Genomic DNA, 17,453 nt, shown 5'->3' with positions numbered 1-17,453 from the left:
CCGCTCAGACCTCGGTCGGGGTGTCCCTGGCCGAGGGGCGGGCGAGTTCGTGGCTGAGCTGTTCGAGCTCGCTGCCGCCCGCCATCTGGCGGGTGAGCTCGTCGAGGGCGATCTCCGTCTTGAGGTGGCTGCCGGCCATCGCGCCGCGCTTGAGGAGGACGAAGCGGTCGCCGACGAGGTGGGCGTGGTGCGGGTTGTGGGTGATCAGAACCACACCGAGGCCCGCGTCCCGGGCCGCCGCGACGTACTTGAGCACCACCCCGGACTGCTTGACGCCCAGCGCCGCCGTCGGCTCGTCCAGCACCAGGACCTTGGCGCCGAAGTGGACGGCGCGGGCGATGGCCACGCACTGCCGTTCGCCGCCGGAGAGGGTGCCGATGGGCTGGTCGACGTCGCGCAGGTCGATGCCCATGCGCAGCAGGGCGGCCCGGGTGGTGGTGCGCATGGTCTCCACGTCGAGCCGCTTGAAGGGCCCGCGGCCCTTGGTGGGCTCGGAGCCCAGGAAGAAGTTGCGCCACACCGGCATCAGCGGCACCACGGCGAGGTCCTGGTAGACGGTGGCGATGCCGCGGTCCAGGGCCTCGCGCGGCGAGCCGAGCCGGGTCTCCTCGCCCTCGATCGTGAGGCTGCCCGCGTCGTGCCGGTGCAGCCCCGCCACGATCTTGATGAGGGTGGACTTGCCCGCGCCGTTGTCGCCCAGGACGCAGGTGATCTCCCCGGCGTGCACCTCGAGGGAGACCCCCTGCAGCGCGTTGACGTTGCCGTAACTCTTGCTGACCTCGCGCAGTTCGATCAGCGGCGTCCGGGCGGAGGTGCCCGCGGAGGTGTCTGTCGTGGTCATGCGCCGGCCTCCGCCCGCTTGCGGACCCACCAGTTGAGCAGCGTGGCGAGCAGCAGCATCGCGCCGAGGAAGAACTTGAACCAGTCCGCGCTCCACTGCGCGTACACGATGCCCTTGTTCGCCATGCCGAAGATGAACGCGCCGACGGCGGCCCCGATCGCCGAGCCGTAGCCGCCGGTCAGCAGGCAGCCGCCGATGACGGCCGCGATGATGTAGAGGAACTCGTTGCCGACGCCCTCGCCGGACTGGATGACGTCGTAGTTGAACAGCAGGTGCTGTCCGGAGATCCAGGCCGCGAAGGCGACGCCCATGTACAGCCCGATCTTGGTGCGCTCGACGGGCACGCCGACCGCGCGGGCGGCCTCCTTGCCGCCGCCCACCGCGAAGATCCAGTTGCCGGCGCGGGTGCGCAGCAGGATCCAGGTGGCCAGCGCGACGAGCCCGAGCCACCACAGGACGGTGACCTGCAGATCGACATCGCCGATGGTCAGGTGGGAGGCGAAGACGTCCTGGGCCTCGGGGAAGCCCTCCATGTCGCCGATGGACTTGGTGGAGACCGTGTCGCTGATCAGCTTGGTGAAGCCGAGGTTGCAGCCCTGGAGGATCAGGAAGGTGCCGAGCGTGATGATGAAGCTCGGCAGCCCGGTGCGCACCAGCAGGAAGCCGTTGAAGAAGCCGATGGCGAGGGTGGCCAGCAGGGACACCCCGATGCCGACCCAGACGTTGGCCGTCATCTGGTACGAGAACATCGAGGAGATCAGCGCCGAGGAGGTGACCATCACCCCGGTCGACAGGTCGAACTCGCCGCCGATCATCAGCAGCGCGACCGGGGTCGCCATGATGCCGATGGTCGAGGAGGCGTTCAGCACCGTGCTGAAGCTGGACCACTGCAGGAAGCTGTCGGCGACGACGGAGAAGAAGACGAAGACGGCGACGGCCCCGACGATCGCGCCCAGTTCGGGCCGGCCGGCCAGGCGGCGCGGCAGGGAGCGGCGGGCCAGCCGCTCATCCTTGGTCGCGGGCAGCGCGTCCGCGCTCATCGGGTCCCCCGGTCGGTGTACTTGGCCAGGTCGGCGGCGTCGTCCTTGGTGATGATCTGGGGGCCGGTGAGGACCGGCTTGCCGCCGCCGAGGACATCGGCGTTGTAGTGGTAGAGCCACAGCAGGTCCACGGCCTCGTACCCCTGGAGGTACGGCTGCTGGTCGACGGCGAAGCCGAGCGTGCCGTCCTGGAGCGACTTGGCGACCTTGGCGTTGAGGTCGAAGGTGTCGATCTCCGCCTTGCTGCCCGCCTGCTGGGCCGCCTTGGCGGCGGTGGCGGCGAAGGGCGCGCCGAGCGTCACGACGGTGTCGATGTCCTTGTCGGACTGGAGCTTCGCCTCGATGCTCGACTCGACGTCGGGCATGTTGGTGCCCTCGACGTAGATCTTCTCCATCTTGCCGTCGAAGGTCTGCGCGGCACCGTCGCAGCGCTGCTCGTGGCCGACGTTGCCCTGCTCGTGCAGCACGCACAGGGCCTTCTTGCGGCCTCGCTTGTTCAGCTCCTCGCCGACCGCCTCGCCCGCGATGGTCTCGTCCTGGCCGACGTGGGTGAGCGCCCCGAAGTCCTTGGACTCCTCCGACCCGGAATTGACGGTGATGACCGGTATGCCAGCCTTCTCCGCCTTCTTGACGACGTCCTTCATGGCGTCGGGCTTGGCGAGCGTGACGATCAGCCCGTCGACCTTCTGGTCGATGTAGGTCTGCACCAGCTGCGCCTGGTCCTTGCCCTCCTCGTGGTGGGCGTAGAGGAACTTCACGTTGTCCTTGACCGCGGCCTGCTTGGCCCCGCTCTGGACGATGTCCCAGAAGGTGTCGCCGTCGCCGGAGTGGGTGACCATCGCGAAGGTCATCCTCGGGGTGTTCACCGCCGCGCGCCCCGAAGCGTTCGCCGCCTGCTCGGCCCGCTCCTCGGCGCGCTTGCCGCCCGTACTGCTGCATCCCGCCGAGGCGAACCCCAGCACCGTCGCCAGCACGGCGGCGGTCAACGCGCGTGCCCCTGTCCCAACCGTGGCCACGAAGACCCAGCCCTTCTCGAAGACGTCCCGTTCGGCGGCGCCCGGACATGCGTCATCGGCTCGGGCGCCGCCCAAGTATCCGTCACGGTGTACGGCCGGGGTCCAGAGGGTGGTCGGGACCTGTTTCGCACGGGAGGCGCCTCAGGGGCGTACGAGCAGCTGGAACTCGAAGGAGTAGCGGGAGGCCCGGTAGGTGTGCGAGCCGAATTCGACGGCCCGGCCGGTGTCGTCGAAGGCCGTGCGCTCCATGGTCAGCAGCGGCGCGCCCGCCGGCTCGCCGAGCCGCTCGCCCTCCTCGGCGGTGGCGGCGCGGGCGCCGACCGTCTGGCGGGCGCTGTGCAGGGTGATCCCGGACGCGCGCATCAGCCGGTAAAGACCGGTCTCCTCCAGCTCGGCGCTGTCCAGCTTCAGCAGGCCCGCCGGGAGGTGGTTGCACAGGTGGGCCATGGGCTCACCATGGGCCAGCCGCAGCCGCTCGATCACCACCACCTCGGTGCCCTCGGCGACCCCGAGGGCCGCGGCGACCTCGGCGGTCGCGGGCTCGGTGGTGTTGCGCAGGACCCGGGTGGCGGGGCGCTGCCCGGCCGTCTCCAGGTCGTCGTACAGGCTGCTCAGCTCGAGCGGGCGCTTGACCTGGCTGTGCACCACCTGGGTGCCGACCCCGCGGCGGCGCACCAGCAGCCCCTTGTCGACCAGCGACTGGATGGCCTGGCGGACGGTGGGCCGGGACAGGCCGAGCCGTCCGGCGAGCTCGATCTCGTTGCCGAGCAGGCTGCCGGGCGCCAGCCGCCCCTGCTCGATCGCCGCTTCGAGCTGCTGGGACAGCTGGAAGTACAGCGGGACGGGGCTGCTGCGGTCCACGCTGAACTGGAGCGTCTCCGCCGAGCCGGCCGGGCCGGAGGAATCTTCTTCCTGCTTTGCCACGGGGCGAGCGTAGCCGGATGAGCACATGACGGGAAGTCGTGAAGTTCTGTTGTCCGGACAAACTACGCACAACTCGGTCCGGGACCGCCGACAACGCTGTCAGCCGCGCCCGTGCCGTTCCGCGCCGCCGCTGGACGCACCGCTGGACCCGGCGGTGCCCTCCGCGGTGCCCCCGGCGGTGCCCTCGGCGGCGGACCCGGCGGTGCCGGCGCCGGCACCGCCGGGCAGCCAGCACAGGGCCCGGTGCCCGGGGCCCACCTCGGCCTCCGGGGGCCGCCGGGCGCAGGCGTCCACGGCCAGCGGGCAGCGCGGCCGGAACCGGCAGCCGTCGCCGACCACGATCTCCCGCCGCTCGGCGTCCCGCCGCGCCCGCGCCGCCAGCCGGGCCGCCCGCGCCGCGCGGGCCTCCTCGCGGCTCACCCCGGACCCGGTCGCGGCCGAGGCGAGCAGTCGGGTGTAGGGGTGCCGGGGAGCGAGGATCACCTCGTCGCTGGGGCCGCGCTCGACGATCTCCCCCCGGTACATCACCATCACCTCCGAGGAGAAGTGGCGCGCGGTGGCCAGGTCGTGGGTCACATACAGCAGGGCCAGACCCCGCTCGTCCTTGAGCCGGTCCAGCAGGCCCAGGATCTCCAGCCGGATCGAGACGTCCAGCATCGACACCGGCTCGTCGGCCAGCAGCACCTGCGGGCCCGGCGCGAGCGCCCGGGCGATGGCCACCCGCTGCCGCTGGCCGCCGGACAGCTCGTGCGGCCGCTTGCGGGCCACGTCGGCCGGGGGCGTGAGGTTCACCGACCGCAGCAGTTCCTCGGCCTTCCGCTGTACGTCGGCCCCGCGCCGCGCCTTGCCGTTGACGAGCAGCGGCCGGTGCAGATGGTGGCCGATGGTGTGGGCCGGGTTGAGGGAGGCGAAGGGGTCCTGGAAGACCATCTGGACCGCGCGCCGGTAGTCCGCGCCGCGCGTGCGGCGCGCCCCGCCGAGCCTGATCTCCCCCTCGGTGGGCTTCACCAGCCGGGACAGGGCCCGTACGACGGTCGACTTGCCGCTGCCGCTCTCCCCCACCAGCGCCAGGGTGCGGCCCGCGCGCAGCGAGAAGGAGACCCGGTCGACGGCCCGGAAGGGCCGCCCGCCGGGCTGCGGGAAGTCGACGGTGAGCCCGGTGACGTCCAGTGCGGTCACGACTGGCTCCCTTCATGGAGCGGCCCCGCCGCCGCGGCGATGTGGTCCGGGTCGTGCAGATGGCAGGCCGCGTAGCCCCCGCCGGGCAGCGGGACCGGCCGGGGGGCGACCGTGCGGCAGGGCTCGAAGGCCCGCTCGCAGCGGTCCGCGAAGGGGCACCCGGTCAGCTCCCCGCGCAGGTCGGGAGGCGAGCCGGGGATGCCGCGCAGCGCGCGGCGCTCGCCGGTCAGCTCGGGGAAGGAGCGCAGCAGACCCTGGGTGTAGGGGTGGCCTGCGCCGGCCGCGATGCGCTCACAGGGCCCGTACTCGACGATGCCGCCCGCGTACATCACCGCCAGCCGGTCGCTGATCTCCAGCAGCAGGGACAGGTCGTGGGTGATGAAGACGACGCTGAAGCCGAGCTCCTCGCGCAGCCGCTCCACCTCGTCGAGGATCTCCCGCTGTACGACCACGTCGAGGGCGGTCGTCGGCTCGTCCATGATGACGACCTCGGGTTCCAGGGCGAGCGCCATGGCGATGACGACGCGCTGGCGCATGCCGCCGGACAGCTCGTGGGGATAGGCGCGGATCCGGGCGGGGTCGATGCCGACCATGTCGAGCAGGGCGCGGGCGCGCTCCTGGCGCTCGGGGCCGGACATGCCCGGCCGGTGCGCGCGGAAGATGTCGTCGAACTGCCGGCCGACGCGGGTCACCGGGTTGAGGGCGTTCATCGCGCTCTGGAAGACGATGGACAGCTTGTTCCAGCGGAAGGCGCGCAGCGCCTCGCCCTCCAGCGCGAGCAGGTCGGTCTCGCCGCCGTCGCGGCCGTGGAAGGTCACGGAGCCGGCGGTGAGGCGGGCGGGGGGCTGCAGACAGCGGGCGACTGCGTAGGCGAGGGTGGACTTGCCACAGCCCGACTCGCCCGCGATGCCCAGCAGTTCGCCGCGGCGCAGCTCGAAGCCGACGTCGCGGACGGCCCGGGTGGGGCGGGCCCCGCCGTATCCCTCGTAGGCGACGTCGATGTGCTCGGCGCGCAGCACCATGTCGTTCACCGTGCTGTTCTTGGTCGCGCTGTGATGCGTCGCGCTGTCGTTCATCGCGCTCCCTTCCGGGGCCGGCGGGTGCGCAGCCTGGGGTCCAGGACCTCGTCGAGGCCGAAGCTGACGAGGGACAGGGCGGTGCCGAGGAGGGCGATGCACAGCCCCGGCGGGACGAACCACCACCAGGCGCCGCCGGTCAGGGCCTCCGCGTTCTGGGCGAAGTAGAGCATCGTCCCCCAGGTGAGGTAGGCGGGGTCGGCGAGGCCGAGGAAGGCCAGGCCGGCCTGGGTGAGCACGGCGAAGATCACGGCGTGGATGAACTGGGACACGATGATGGCCAGTTCGTTGGGCAGGATCTCCACGAGTACGATCCGCCACCGCTTCTCCCCGTAGACGCGCGCGGCCAGCACGTAGTCGCGGCCGCGCAGCGAGAGGGTCTGGGCGCGCAGCACCCGGGCGGAAGCGGCCCAGCTGGTCAGGGCGATGACGAGGACGGTTGAGAGGACCCCGTCGCCCTTGACGTACGCCGCGACCACGATGACCAGCGGCAGCCCGGGGATGACCAGGAAGACGTTGCTGACGAGGGAGAGCGTCTCGTCGGCGACGCCGCCGAGGAAGCCGCCGCCGATGCCGATGACGACGGAGACGACCGTGGCGATGACGGCGGCCGCGGCGCCGATCACCAGGGTGCCGCGGGCGGAGACGACGAGCTGGGCGAAGACGTCCTGGCCGGTCTGGGTGGTGCCGAGCCAGTGGGCCCCGGAGGGGGCCTGGCCCAGGTCGACGCTGACGGCGTCGGGGTCGCTTGCGAGCCAGGGGCCGATCACCGCGGTCAGCGCGAAGACCGCGAGGACGCCGAGGCCGAGGGCCAGCCGGCGGGAGCGCAGCGCCAGGCGCAGCAGGCCGCGGCCGGCGGCGCGTTCGGGGGCGGCCGGGGTAGCGGTGGGGAGGGTGGCGGTCATCGGGCCTGCCTGGTCCGGGGGTCGACGAAGCCGTACACCAGGTCCACCAGGAAGTTGGCGGCCAGCACGGCGAAGGTGATGACGAGGAAGACCGCCTGCATCAGGGGGTAGTCGGTGTTCTCGACGGCCTGGAGCAGGGTGAAGCCCATGCCGGGGTACGAGAAGACGATCTCCATCACGAGCGAGCCGCTGACGATGAAGCCGAGCGAGATGGCGAAGCCGGCGACGGACGGCAGGACGGCGTTGCGGGCGGCGTAGCCGACCATGACGGTGCGCGGGCGCAGCCCCTTGGCCTCGGCGGCGGTGACGTAGTCCTCGGCGAGGGTGGAGACCATCATGTTGCGCATGCCGAGCATCCAGCCGCCGACCGAGCTGAGCACGATGGTGGCGGCGGGCAGCACCGCGTGTTCGAGGGCGGAGGAGAGGAAGTCGCCGTTCAGCCCGATGTCCAGGGTCTCGTCGTAGCCGCCGCCCAGCGGCAGCACCCCCCAGACCTGGCCGAAGAGGTAGAGGAGCAGCAGCGCGAGCCAGAAGTAGGGGATGGCGGCCAGGAAGGTGGTGGAGGGGACGAGGGAGTCCAGCCAGCTGCCGCGCCGCCAGCCGGCGAGGGTGCCCAGGGTCAGGCCGAGCACGAAGCTGATGAGGGTGGCGGCGCCGACGAGGACGAGGGTCCAGGGCAGGGCGTCGTGCAGCACGTCGGTGACGGGGCTGGGGAAGTAGGTGACGGAGAGGCCGAAGTCCAGGTGGACCACGGAGGACAGGTAGTCGGCGTACTGGGTCAGGAGGTTGCCGTGGCTCAGGCCCAGCATGGCGGCCAGGGCCTCTTCCTGGCCCGGTTCGACGGGCCCGGACTGCGACATCCGGGCCATCATCAGCTGCACCGGGTCGCCGGGGATGAGCCGGGGCAGGAAGAAGTTGACGGTGACGGCCATCCAGGCGGCGACGGCGTAGAAGCCGAGTTTTCGCAGTACGTACCGCACGCTGCCGCGCCCTACTGACCGGATTTCGCGGGCTTGATACGGGCGGCCACCCAGCCGCCGTCGGGGTCGAGCCAGATGGAGGGGGCCGCGTAGAGGTTGTCCTCGGTGGGATATCCGGTGACGCGGTTGCCGTTGAACTCCTGCTCGTTCTGGCCGTAGAAGAGCGGGATGGCCGGCATGTCCTTGATGAACTCCCGCTGGATCCGGTAGTACCAGCGCTTCTGCTTCGCCAGGTCCTTGCTGGCGGCGATCTCGTCCAGGGCCTTGTCCATGACCGGGTTGGAATAGCGTCCGAAATTGCCGACGTTGGTGGATTCGCCGATCTTCGGCGGAATGGAGCTGTCCAGCAGCTGGGCGTAATAGGCGCGCGGGTCCGGGGTGTAGCCGCTGTTGTCCAGCAGCATCTGGAACTGGCCGCGGGCGCGGTTGTTGGTCCACTGGGCGTACGACTCGGCCTTGACGACCAGTTCGATGCCGGCCTTCTTGAGCTGCTGCTTGGCCAGCTGGGCGACGCTGACGTAGTCGGTCCAGCCGGAGACCAGCTCGACGCTCACGGACAGCTTCTTGCCGTCCTTCCGCCACATGCCGCCCGACCTGGTGTACCCGGAGTCGGTCAGGTACTTGTCGACCCTGTCCTGGCCGGTCTCGATCACGGCGTCCTTCAGGGACGGGTCGAGCACCGACTCGTAGTTGGGGAGCAGCAGCGCCATGGGGTTGGCGACGGGTGCCTGGCCGTCGTACACGCTCCGGTTCATGAACTCGCGGTCGAGGGCGGCGCTGATCGCCTTGCGGACGTTGACGTCGGCCGTCGGGCCGCGCTGGGCGTTGGGCACGAAGAACGTGGTCGCCAGGGGGATGTTGACGAGTTCGAAGTTCTTGTCCTTGGCGAGGTAGTTCTTCTTGATGTCGGGGATGAAACCGCCGCCCCAGTCGATCTGTCCGGAGGTGACCGCGGCGGTGACGCCGCTGTTTCCGGTGAAGGACCGGTAGCGCAGGACCTTGAAGTGCGGAAGCCCCTTGAAGTAATAGTCGTCCCGGGCCACGAGATCCATGGTCATGCCCTTGACGGACTTCACCTTCCACGGGCCGGTGCCCACCGGGTTGGTGTTGAGGGTGGTCGCCCGCTCCTTGTCGGGGATCTTCGACCAGATGTGCTTGGGGAGCATTTTCATCTTGCCGAGGATGAAGTACTCCTTGGTGTAGGCGGACTTGGTGAAGGTGATCACCGCCGTGTACTTGCCCTCGGTGCTCGCGGAGGCGATGGGGAGGGCGTACTGGTTGAGCGCCTTGTCGTCCTTCGCCATCTGGAAGGTCCAGGCGACGTCCTCGGCCGTGAAGGGCTTCTTGTCGTTCCAGGTCGCGTTGGAGCGCACCGTGACCCGGAGCTTCCTGCCCCCGTCCGACCAGGTGTACTTGGTGGCCAGCCAGGGCTCGATCTCGCCAGCCTTCGCCGCGTTCAGGTGGAACAGCGGCTCGTAGATCATTCCGTGGGTGGCCTGGAGGGGCTGCGGGGCGAAGGGGTTGAAGTTCCGGACGAAATTGCCCGTGGAGCCCGTGGCCACGGTCAGCACCCCGCCCCCGCCGGCGTTGTTGTTCTCGCCCCCGCCGCAGGCGGCGAGCGTGGCGGTGAGCGCGAGCGCGGCCCCGGCGGCGAGCGCGCGGCGCGGACCGGCCGTTGTCCTCGTGATCATGGGTTCCCCTCGCTGTGCGGGTTCGAGCCGTGCGGGATGAGCCGTGTGGCATGAGCCGTGCGGGTTCGAGCCGTGCGGGATGAGCCGTATGGCATGAGCCGAATGGCGTGAGCCGTGCGGGATGAGAAGGACGGGCGCCGGGCGGCGGTCCGCGCACCACCGGCGCCGTGAAATTAAGGGGGCCCGGAAGAGGGTGTCAATAGGAGCGACGCGGCTCCCTCGCTGAACCGGACTAGTCGAATCGTCGAACACCCAGGTCCCGGCGGGAAACCGTGCTGTAGAGCCGGATTTTGCCGATCCCGTTCCGCGCTCCACCATGCGTACGGACCCTGTCCGGAGGGTTGACACTAAACCGGTAAAGCCGTTCACTGCTTGCTGCGCGGCACCGCCCGTCCGCAACGGGCCGCATCCCTGACACCCCCTGCCTGAGGGAGAGTTCGCAGATGCAGCGCACGTCCGCACGGCTCACCGTCGGCGACCATCCGGTCATCTGGCTCGGCGCCAACTACTGGTCACGCACCGGCGGCCCGCTGATGTGGCGCTCGTACGACCCGGACGTGGTCGAGGCCGAGCTGCGCGTGCTGCGGGACCACGGGCTCAACATGACCCGGTCGTTCTTCTACTGGCCGGACTTCATGCCCGCCCCCGACCGCCTCGACGAGGAGCTGTGCGCGCGCTTCGCCGACTTCCTCGACCGCCACCGGGCGCTCGGCATGACCACCGTCCCCACCTTCCTCGTCGGCCACATGTCCGGCGAGAACTGGGACCCGTCCTGGCGCGGCGACCGCGATCTGTACAGCGATGTGTGGCTGGTGTCCCGCCAGGCGTGGTTCGCCCGCGAGACGGTGCGCCGCTTCGCCGGGCATCCCGCGGTGGCCGGCTGGCTGGTCTCCAACGAGATGCCGATCTACGGCCGCCGGCCCGGCGAGCGGTCCGGCGCCGGGCCCGCCGAGCGCGAGGCGGTCGCGGCCTGGGCCCAGATCGTCGTGGACGCGGTCCGGGCCGGGGGCGGCACCCAGCCCGTCTCGCTCGGCGACGGCGCCTGGGGCCTGGAGAACTCCGGCCACGACAACGGCTTCCGGGTCCGGGACACCGCCGACCTGTGCGACTTCCTCGGCCCGCACGTCTACCGCATGGAGGACGACGCGGTCCGGCAGCACTACGCGGCCGCCTGGGTGTGCGAGCTGACCGGCACCTTCGGCCGGCCCGTGGTGCTGGAGGAGTTCGGCGTCAGCTCCGACTTCGCCTCGGGCCCCGGCGCCGCCCGCTACTACCGGCAGACCCTGCACAACAGCCTGCTGGCCGGGGCCACCGGCTGGATCGCCTGGAACAACACCGACTACGACAACCTCAGCGAGCAGCGCCCGTACCACCACCACGCCTTCGAGATGCACTTCGGCCTCACCGACACCGCGGGCACCCCCAAGCCGCAACTGCTCGAACTGCGCGCCTTCAGCGAGGTGCTGCGCGCGGTGGACTTCCCCCGCTGCCACCGCGCCGACGCCGACACGGCCCTGCTCGTCTCCTCCTACCTGGACACCCTCTACCCCTTCACCCGCGCCGAGGACCGCTCCTACGTCCAGCAGACCGGCCGCCAGGCCTGGGTGGCCGCCCGGCTCGCCGACGCCCCGGCGGCGGTGGTGCGCGAGAGCGACGGCGCGCTGTCCGCGGACGTACGGCTGTGGCTGGTGCCCTCCACCAAACAGCTCCTCTCCCCCACCTGGTACGAGCTGGAGCGCCGGGCCCGGGAGGGCGCCACGGTCTACGTCTCGTACTCCCCCGGCGCCCACGACGAGCAGCGCGGCCCCTGGTACGCCCACCTCAACGAGCTGTTCGGCGTCCGCCACCAGCTGGAGTACGGCCTGGTCGACCCGGTCGAGGACGACGAGGTGACCTTCATCCTCACCCGCGCCTTCGGCACCCTCCCCGAGGGCGCGAGGCTCACCTTCCGCGCGGCGGGCACCGAGAACAGCCGGGTGTTCCTCCCCGTCGAGCCCGACGGCGCCCAGGTCCTCGCGGTCGACGGGCGCGGCCGCCCCGCGCTGCTGCTGCGCGAGATCGGCGAGGGCGGCGTGGTCTTCTGCACCTATCCGATCGAGCACATGGCGGCCGTCACCCCCCGGGTAAACCCCGAGGCGACCACCACCCTGTACGACGCCCTCGCCGCGCACGCCGGGGTCCGCCGCCCGGTCACCGTCCCGGACCCCCGGGTCGCCGTGGACCGCCTGGTCCACGAGAACGGGCGGGTCTTCGTCTGGCTGGTCAGCCAGGCCGCCGAGGAGCTGTCGGTCGAGCCGGCGGTGGCCGACGGCCGGCTCACCACCCTGGACGGCTCCCCTGCGGACACGGTGGTGCTCGCGCCGTACGGGGTGCGGGTGCTGCGGCTGGAGCGCTGAGCGGCGGCCCCCCGGGGCACCGGGTCGCGGGTCAGCGGGCCGCCGGGTGGCCGAGCCGCCGGGTGGCCGAGCCGCCGGGTCGCGGGCCCCCGGGCCGCCGGGTGGCCGAGCCGCCGGGTCGCGGGCCCCCGGGCCCCTGGGCCGCCGGGTGGCCGGGGGCCGGGTGGCCGGGCCCCTGGCCGCCGGGGAGCGGCCGTCCGGCGCGGCAGCGGGTGCCCGGCGCGGCAGCGGGTGCCCGGGGGCCGGGACGGCCGGTGTGATAACGATCGGCTATGGACGCTCATGTGCGCGACCTGCGGTACTTCCTCGCCGTCGCCGAAGAACTCAACTTCACCCGCGCCGCCGAGCGGATGTTCGTCTCGCAGCCGGCGCTCAGCAAGCAGATCCGCCGGCTGGAGGAGCTGCTGCGGGTCAGGCTCTTCGACCGCGACCGCCGGACGGTCGCCCTCACCGCCCCCGGCCGGGCCCTGTTGCCCAGGGCCCGCGAGCTGGTCCGGGTCTGGGACGAGGCGCGGCGGGCGGTCGGCGAGGCGGCGGCCGCGGAAGCGGCCGTGCTGACTGTGGGCGTCTCCAGCAGCGTGGGCCGCGGCCTGCTGCCGGCGGCCCGGGCCCGCTTCGCCGAGCGGCGCCCGCACTGGCGGATCCGGGTGCGGCAGGTCGACTGGGAGGACCCCACGGCGGGCCTCGCGGGCGGCGGCGAGGCGGACCTGGCCCTGGTGTGGCTGCCGGTCCCCGGACAGGAGGACCTGAGCGTGCGGGTGGTGGCGACCGAGCCGCGCTGGGTCGCGCTGCCCGCCGGGCACCGGCTGGCCGGGCGCGCCGAGGTGTCCTTCTCCGAACTCCTCGACGAGCCGTTCCTCGCCCTCCCGGAGAGCGCCGGTCCGCTGCGCGACTTCTGGCTGGCCCTGGAGGAGCGGGCAGGGCACCCGGTCCGTATCGGCTCGGTCGTCTCCAACGCGGACGAGACCTTCGAGGCCGTCGAGGAGGGCAGCGGGGTGGTGCTGCTGGCCGCGGGCAACGCCGCGATCTACCGGCGGCCGGGCGTGGTCACCCTCCCGGTCGGCGGCCTCTCGCCGAGCCGGCTGGCGCTCGCCTGGCGGCCGGACGACCACCGCCCGGCCGTCCGCGACTTCGTCGACGCCCTCCTCGACGCGGCGGCCGGGCTGACCCGGGACGGCCTTCCCTGAGGCGAGCAGGCCGGGCCCTCAGCAAACCCGCTCCTGCACATGCCCGCTCCCGTTCAGTTGTTTTCTCCGGAGGGTTCGGGATGGCGCGGCCTCCCGGCAGGTGGCCGTGGGAGGCGAGATGGCGCAGGTGAGGGCGGCTGTGGAGGCGGGGTATGGCTCGGGACTGAGCAATGCCCCGCCGATTTGCGGTCGGAAGTGTTGGTGATCAATCCCGATCGCCTGCTCGGGAGTGGCGTCCGATGGCTCAGAGCTAGGCTCTCGGCATGACTGATTTCCTTCAGGTGGCGACGGCGACGGAGACCCGCGAGGAAGCCGAGCAACTGGCGGGGGTCGGTGGTGACGGCTCGGCTAGCGGCCGGTGCGCAGATCGTCGGGCCGGTGGTCTCCGTCTTCTGGCATCAGGGTGAGTTCGGTACGGGGGAAGAGTGGCAGCTCTTGTTCAAAACCCGTGCCGACCGTTACGCCGAGCTTGAGGCGCACCTCATGGAGCATCACCCTTGGAAGAATCCTGAGGTGTCGGCTGTGCCGATCGTCGCGGCTTCGGATGCCTACCTGCGGTGGGTAGAGCGGGCCACTGATCCGGCCCCTGCGAGCTGACCCCCTCCGGTCCTGGCCTTCTCCAGACCTTCGGCCACGGCCGGAAGCTCGCAGTGGGCACTGAGCTGTTGGAGGATCGGGGTGAGACGCTGGCGTGGGCGGACGGAGGCCACTCCGGCCGAGAGTTCCAGAACGCGGCCCGTGATGGCCGTAGCCTGCTCGATCTCTCCAGCGGCAAGGTAGGAGTCAGCGAGCCACGAGAGGTAGAGGCTCTTGTCCCGTGCGTGGGTGTCGTCGTAGCGGGTGAGATTTGCTGAGGATGAGGACGCGAGGCAGAGTCAGCATCCGGGGCCGATCGGCGGAGACGACGTCAGGGCGAGGGCAGCGTTCCGCAGCTGGGCCGCCCACCCCTGCTGGTCAAGCCCCAACGTGTACTCGATGCAGCAATCGCATTGCGGGATCAGCGCCACGAACGATTGCTCCGCCGCGGTCTCGACCTCCGTCTCCCACCAGTCGTCCGTCGCCAGGTCAGCGGGAGTTATCTCTCCATCGATGAGCCTCGCCGCCATCCGACGCAGAGCGTGGCGCCGTGCCAGGCCCCGACCCGGCAACCCGATCCTCGACTCGGCAAGCGCTTGCTCGAACGCGTCCCGAATATCGCGGGCATCCGCGTTGCGAGGCCAACCGGCGAGCTCGCACATTGTCGGGGTGTCCAGTCCGGCTGCGAGCGCCTCAGCAGCGATCATCGGCAGATCCTCCGGGCGTATCTCATCCGCCTGATAACGGCACGCCACCTCACCCAGAGATGTGAGCCCACTCTGCATAGAGGTTTCCGGTTCCGGTGTCGTTCCTTCTGCTCTCATGACTCATACGGTGCCAGCACCGTTTCCAGCAGGTAGGCGCGGTTCGCGCGGGAGCCGTACGCCTTGTCGGCGCGAACCTTGTCCGGCCGGGTACGCGGACGGCCCGGCCCGAGCCGAGGCACCCGGATACGGCCCAGGACCACCTGGAACTGCAGGGAGTCACCGCGCTGTCCGGCCGTGATCATCAGCGACATCGGCTTCTGGGCCTGCTCGACCGCCAGGTGCAACTTGGTGGTCAGCCCACCCCGGGAGCGTCCGAGACCGTGGTCGTCCGGCTCGGTGAACAGACCACCGGGCGGCTCGATCTGCAGATCCCCTTTTTGCGGGCACCGGCCGCATGCTGGTGGGCGCGGGCGATGGTGGAGTCCACCGAGACATCCCAGGTGATCAGCCCCTCGGCATCGGCCCGGGCCTGCAGTTGCTCGAAGATGCGGTGCCAGGTGCCGTCCCGCTGCCAACGGCGGAACAGTCCGTACACCGTCCCCCATGGGCCGTACCGCTCGGGCACGTCCCGCCACGGAGCACCGGCGCGGGCGCGCCAGCGTGTGCCGTCTATCAGCTGCCGCTTGGTGTGTACCGGCGGTCGTCCGGGCTTCTTCCCAGCAGGGAGCAGGGGCTCCAGCTTCGCCCACTGCGCATTCGTCAGATCGCGCCTCCCCATGAAGTGGATCTTGACACATCAAGATCCACTTCTGAAAAACGCCCCGAGCCGCACAACCAGCCGCGTCCGCGGCTTGGCAATCGCATAGGGAGGTTCCCTAAACACGAGATCCACCAGAACTAAAGGGCTCTATGTCTTCTGAGCAGTCAGTTGTTGCACCTCAGTGTTGAGTCAATGAGCGTCGCGCTCTCTCCTCTTCCGACGGGCAGATGGCTGCCTTCGAAGCTGTACTCGGCCTCACTCAGGGGATCAGCACCACTACCAAGCGGGGGTTACCCCCATTACCTGCCGTGCCTCCACTGCGTAGCGTGATCGTCGTTCCCAGTTCTGTTCAATTTCGATGGAGGAATAGCGACAATGAGGTACAGGCTTCGTCGGCGGGGTGGTCAGCAAGGGAAGCGCCTCGCGGCCCTGGCGACGGTCACCGCAGCGATTGTTTCGGGGATGATGGTGTCGGGAAGTGGGCCGGCCGTCGCGCACGCAGTGGTGGAGCCATCCGTTCGCAGTGCCACCGCGTCACTGCGAAGTGACCTCGAGAAATATCTGGACGCTCAGGGCACCAAGGATCATTTCTCAGCGGTCTCCCTTCGGGTGACCTATGCCAATCAGCGACCTGATATCTCGGTCGATGCGGGGACGTCCCGCTACGGCGGTGGTCGACCGGTGAACAGCAAGGCGCTGTGGCAGATAGGCAGCAACACCAAGGCGTTCACGTCCGTGCTGCTGCTTCAACTGGAGGCCGAAGGAAAGCTGTCCATACGGGACAAGCTGGGAAAGTGGCTTCCCCAGTATCCGGCGTGGCGCGATGTCACCATCAAGCAACTGCTGTCGATGACCAGCGGCATCCCCAGCTACACCGAGCAGAATGCGTTCCTGAAGGATTTCGACGCCAATCCCTCCACGCGCTTCACACTGGAGCGCCTGATGTCCTATGTGGAGGGCCTGCCACTGGGTCCCGCGAAGTACGAGTACTCGAATACGAACTACCTCCTCGCGCAGATGATTGTCGAACGAGCGTCGCACGATACTTACCATGAGCGGCTCGCCGAGCGCCTCATCGAACCTCTCGGAATGAACGACACCTGCCTCCCCCCGGACTGCCCTCCGGACACGGCCTCGCGCATGCCGACGCCGTACTCCACCCATTCCGTCCTGCCGAAGCATCTCAACAAGTCACTTCCTCGGCTCCGCCTGTCCTGGGCGCAGGGGGCGGGTGGCCTGGTGAGTTCACTGCGAGACATGACGGCTTGGGACAGGGCGCTGTACAGCGGTCGACTGCTGCCCTCAGCGCAGCAGCGCGAGCTGGAGTCCCTGGTCTCGACGAAGACGAGTAAGCCCATCAAGAGCGTCACGGCCGACGATCCCATGGGTTTCGGGCTCGGTGTCGTGAAGTTCGTCCATCCTGTGGCCGGGACGGTCTGGGCCTATGAGGGGGCCACTTATGGAAACCGGGTGCTGCACATGTACTTCCCGAAGACTGGCATGATCATCGCCATTGCTGTCAACAGCGCCGTTGGCGAAGGGGACACGCTGCCCGACCTCGCCGGTACCGTCTACAAGAGTCTTTCGGCGCAGAAGGCACAGGCTCTCCCACGGCACCAGTAGCCCCGGAGCCAGCTGCGTGACTTCCAGGTAGCTGCACTGCGAGGTCTGAGCTCCCTCTTCCTGAGCTTGGCCTGTAACGTCGCAGGTCACTCGGCCTGCTGAGGCCCCGGGAATCGGCAGGCCGTGATGCGGCCATTCTTCGCGGTGGCGACGAGGTACGACAAGCTCGCCGTCCGCTATGAGGCGACCGTGCTGGTCGCGGCCATCAACGAATGGCTGTGACCAGCGCTTTCGAAACACGCTCTCAACTTGTTCTTTATAATCTGACCTGGTCACGTTCAGCGATAGTCTCGGGTCGTCTGACGGTTTTGCCCACGTCGTAGCGGGTGGCGGGGTACCGGTTCTTCGGGCCAAGGGGTCTGCCGGGGCCGGGCCGGTTGGGTTTCGGCGCATGGGCCGGACAAGACAGGTTCGGGCGGAGGTTCGGGGCTTGACCCTGGATCTTGGACACCCGAGAGACTTGGATCTTGAGTCCAGGAGAACGGATGTCCCGTGGTCATGAAGCACTATCCGCCGGAGTTCAAGGCGGACGCGGTCGCGTTGTACGAGTCG

The 17,453-nt window shown here is 70.0% G+C and carries 15 protein-coding genes and 2 pseudogenes; 4 read left to right on the top strand and 13 right to left on the bottom strand.

Features of this window, described 5'->3' with window-relative positions; all coding sequences use genetic code 11:
* Window positions 1-4: 4 nt before the first annotated feature.
* The 9 genes from ABFY07_RS34100 to ABFY07_RS34060 all read right to left on the bottom strand — a co-directional run bounded on the left by ABFY07_RS34100 (window position 5) and on the right by ABFY07_RS34060 (window position 9,652).
* Window positions 5-841: an ATP-binding cassette domain-containing protein gene (locus tag ABFY07_RS34100; protein WP_346178203.1), complete on the bottom strand. Its 837-nt coding sequence runs from the start codon at window positions 839-841 to the stop codon at window positions 5-7.
* Entirely contained in the window at window positions 838-1,881 is a 1,044-nt protein-coding gene (locus ABFY07_RS34095) for an ABC transporter permease (protein ID WP_065965667.1), read from the bottom strand. Before ABFY07_RS34095 ends, ABFY07_RS34100 begins: the two co-directional genes overlap by 4 nt.
* Window positions 1,878-2,867: a sugar ABC transporter substrate-binding protein gene (locus ABFY07_RS34090; RefSeq protein ID WP_346178202.1), complete on the bottom strand. Its 990-nt coding sequence runs from the start codon at window positions 2,865-2,867 to the stop codon at window positions 1,878-1,880. The genes ABFY07_RS34095 and ABFY07_RS34090 overlap by 4 nt, the downstream gene beginning before the upstream one ends.
* A 171-nt stretch (window positions 2,868-3,038) precedes the next feature.
* Window positions 3,039-3,758, bottom strand: a complete 720-nt coding sequence (locus ABFY07_RS34085) for a GntR family transcriptional regulator (RefSeq protein WP_428837056.1) — start codon at window positions 3,756-3,758, stop codon at window positions 3,039-3,041.
* Between the two features lie 162 nt (window positions 3,759-3,920).
* Complete coding sequence (locus tag ABFY07_RS34080; RefSeq protein WP_346178200.1) at window positions 3,921-5,000, bottom strand: ABC transporter ATP-binding protein; 1,080 nt, start codon at window positions 4,998-5,000, stop codon at window positions 3,921-3,923.
* Window positions 4,997-6,076 (bottom strand): ABC transporter ATP-binding protein, encoded by a 1,080-nt coding sequence (locus ABFY07_RS34075; protein ID WP_346178199.1) that lies wholly within the window; start codon window positions 6,074-6,076, stop codon window positions 4,997-4,999. Before ABFY07_RS34075 ends, ABFY07_RS34080 begins: the two co-directional genes overlap by 4 nt.
* On the bottom strand, window positions 6,073-6,981 hold the full coding sequence (locus ABFY07_RS34070) for an ABC transporter permease (RefSeq protein WP_346178198.1): 909 nt from the start codon (window positions 6,979-6,981) through the stop codon (window positions 6,073-6,075). Before ABFY07_RS34070 ends, ABFY07_RS34075 begins: the two co-directional genes overlap by 4 nt.
* Complete coding sequence (locus ABFY07_RS34065) at window positions 6,978-7,961, bottom strand: ABC transporter permease (protein ID WP_346178197.1); 984 nt, start codon at window positions 7,959-7,961, stop codon at window positions 6,978-6,980. Before ABFY07_RS34065 ends, ABFY07_RS34070 begins: the two co-directional genes overlap by 4 nt.
* 11 nt (window positions 7,962-7,972) lie before the next feature.
* Window positions 7,973-9,652 (bottom strand): ABC transporter substrate-binding protein, encoded by a 1,680-nt coding sequence (locus ABFY07_RS34060; protein WP_346178196.1) that lies wholly within the window; start codon window positions 9,650-9,652, stop codon window positions 7,973-7,975.
* Between the two features lie 443 nt (window positions 9,653-10,095).
* On the opposite strand from ABFY07_RS34060, the gene ABFY07_RS34055 reads away from it, so the two are divergent.
* The 3 genes and pseudogenes from ABFY07_RS34055 to cutA all read left to right on the top strand — a co-directional run bounded on the left by ABFY07_RS34055 (window position 10,096) and on the right by cutA (window position 13,832).
* Window positions 10,096-12,048, top strand: coding sequence for a cellulase family glycosylhydrolase (locus tag ABFY07_RS34055; RefSeq protein WP_346178195.1), 1,953 nt, complete (start codon window positions 10,096-10,098; stop codon window positions 12,046-12,048).
* A gap of 272 nt (window positions 12,049-12,320) precedes the next feature.
* On the top strand, window positions 12,321-13,235 hold the full coding sequence (locus ABFY07_RS34050; protein WP_346178194.1) for a LysR family transcriptional regulator: 915 nt from the start codon (window positions 12,321-12,323) through the stop codon (window positions 13,233-13,235).
* A 263-nt stretch (window positions 13,236-13,498) separates the two neighbouring features.
* Window positions 13,499-13,832: pseudogene (cutA, locus tag ABFY07_RS34045) on the top strand (divalent-cation tolerance protein CutA).
* Between the two features lie 278 nt (window positions 13,833-14,110).
* Here cutA and ABFY07_RS34040 read toward each other — a convergent pair.
* The 3 genes from ABFY07_RS34040 to ABFY07_RS34030 all read right to left on the bottom strand — a co-directional run bounded on the left by ABFY07_RS34040 (window position 14,111) and on the right by ABFY07_RS34030 (window position 15,296).
* Entirely contained in the window at window positions 14,111-14,518 is a 408-nt protein-coding gene (locus tag ABFY07_RS34040) for a hypothetical protein (protein WP_346178193.1), read from the bottom strand.
* 113 nt (window positions 14,519-14,631) lie between these two features.
* On the bottom strand, window positions 14,632-14,862 hold the full coding sequence (locus tag ABFY07_RS34035; protein ID WP_346178192.1) for a hypothetical protein: 231 nt from the start codon (window positions 14,860-14,862) through the stop codon (window positions 14,632-14,634).
* An 8-nt stretch (window positions 14,863-14,870) separates the two neighbouring features.
* Entirely contained in the window at window positions 14,871-15,296 is a 426-nt protein-coding gene (locus tag ABFY07_RS34030) for an IS5 family transposase (RefSeq protein WP_346178191.1), read from the bottom strand.
* A gap of 357 nt (window positions 15,297-15,653) precedes the next feature.
* Here ABFY07_RS34030 and ABFY07_RS34025 point away from each other — a divergent pair, with 357 nt between their 5' ends.
* Window positions 15,654-16,901 carry a serine hydrolase domain-containing protein gene (locus ABFY07_RS34025; RefSeq protein ID WP_346178190.1) on the top strand — a complete coding sequence of 416 codons (1,248 nt, stop codon included), beginning with the start codon at window positions 15,654-15,656 and terminating at the stop codon, window positions 16,899-16,901.
* A 256-nt stretch (window positions 16,902-17,157) separates the two neighbouring features.
* On the opposite strand, the pseudogene ABFY07_RS43280 reads toward ABFY07_RS34025, so the two are convergent.
* A pseudogene (locus ABFY07_RS43280) lies at window positions 17,158-17,325 on the bottom strand (NF041680 family putative transposase); the annotation flags it as partial.
* Window positions 17,326-17,453 lie beyond the last annotated feature (128 nt).

Source organism: Streptomyces sparsogenes subsp. cuspidosporus (assembly GCF_039532705.1).
Classification (GTDB): domain Bacteria; phylum Actinomycetota; class Actinomycetes; order Streptomycetales; family Streptomycetaceae; genus Streptomyces; species Streptomyces sparsogenes.
The sequence above is the reverse complement of the archived record's forward strand: the minus strand, read 5'-3'. Positions and strand labels throughout refer to the sequence as shown.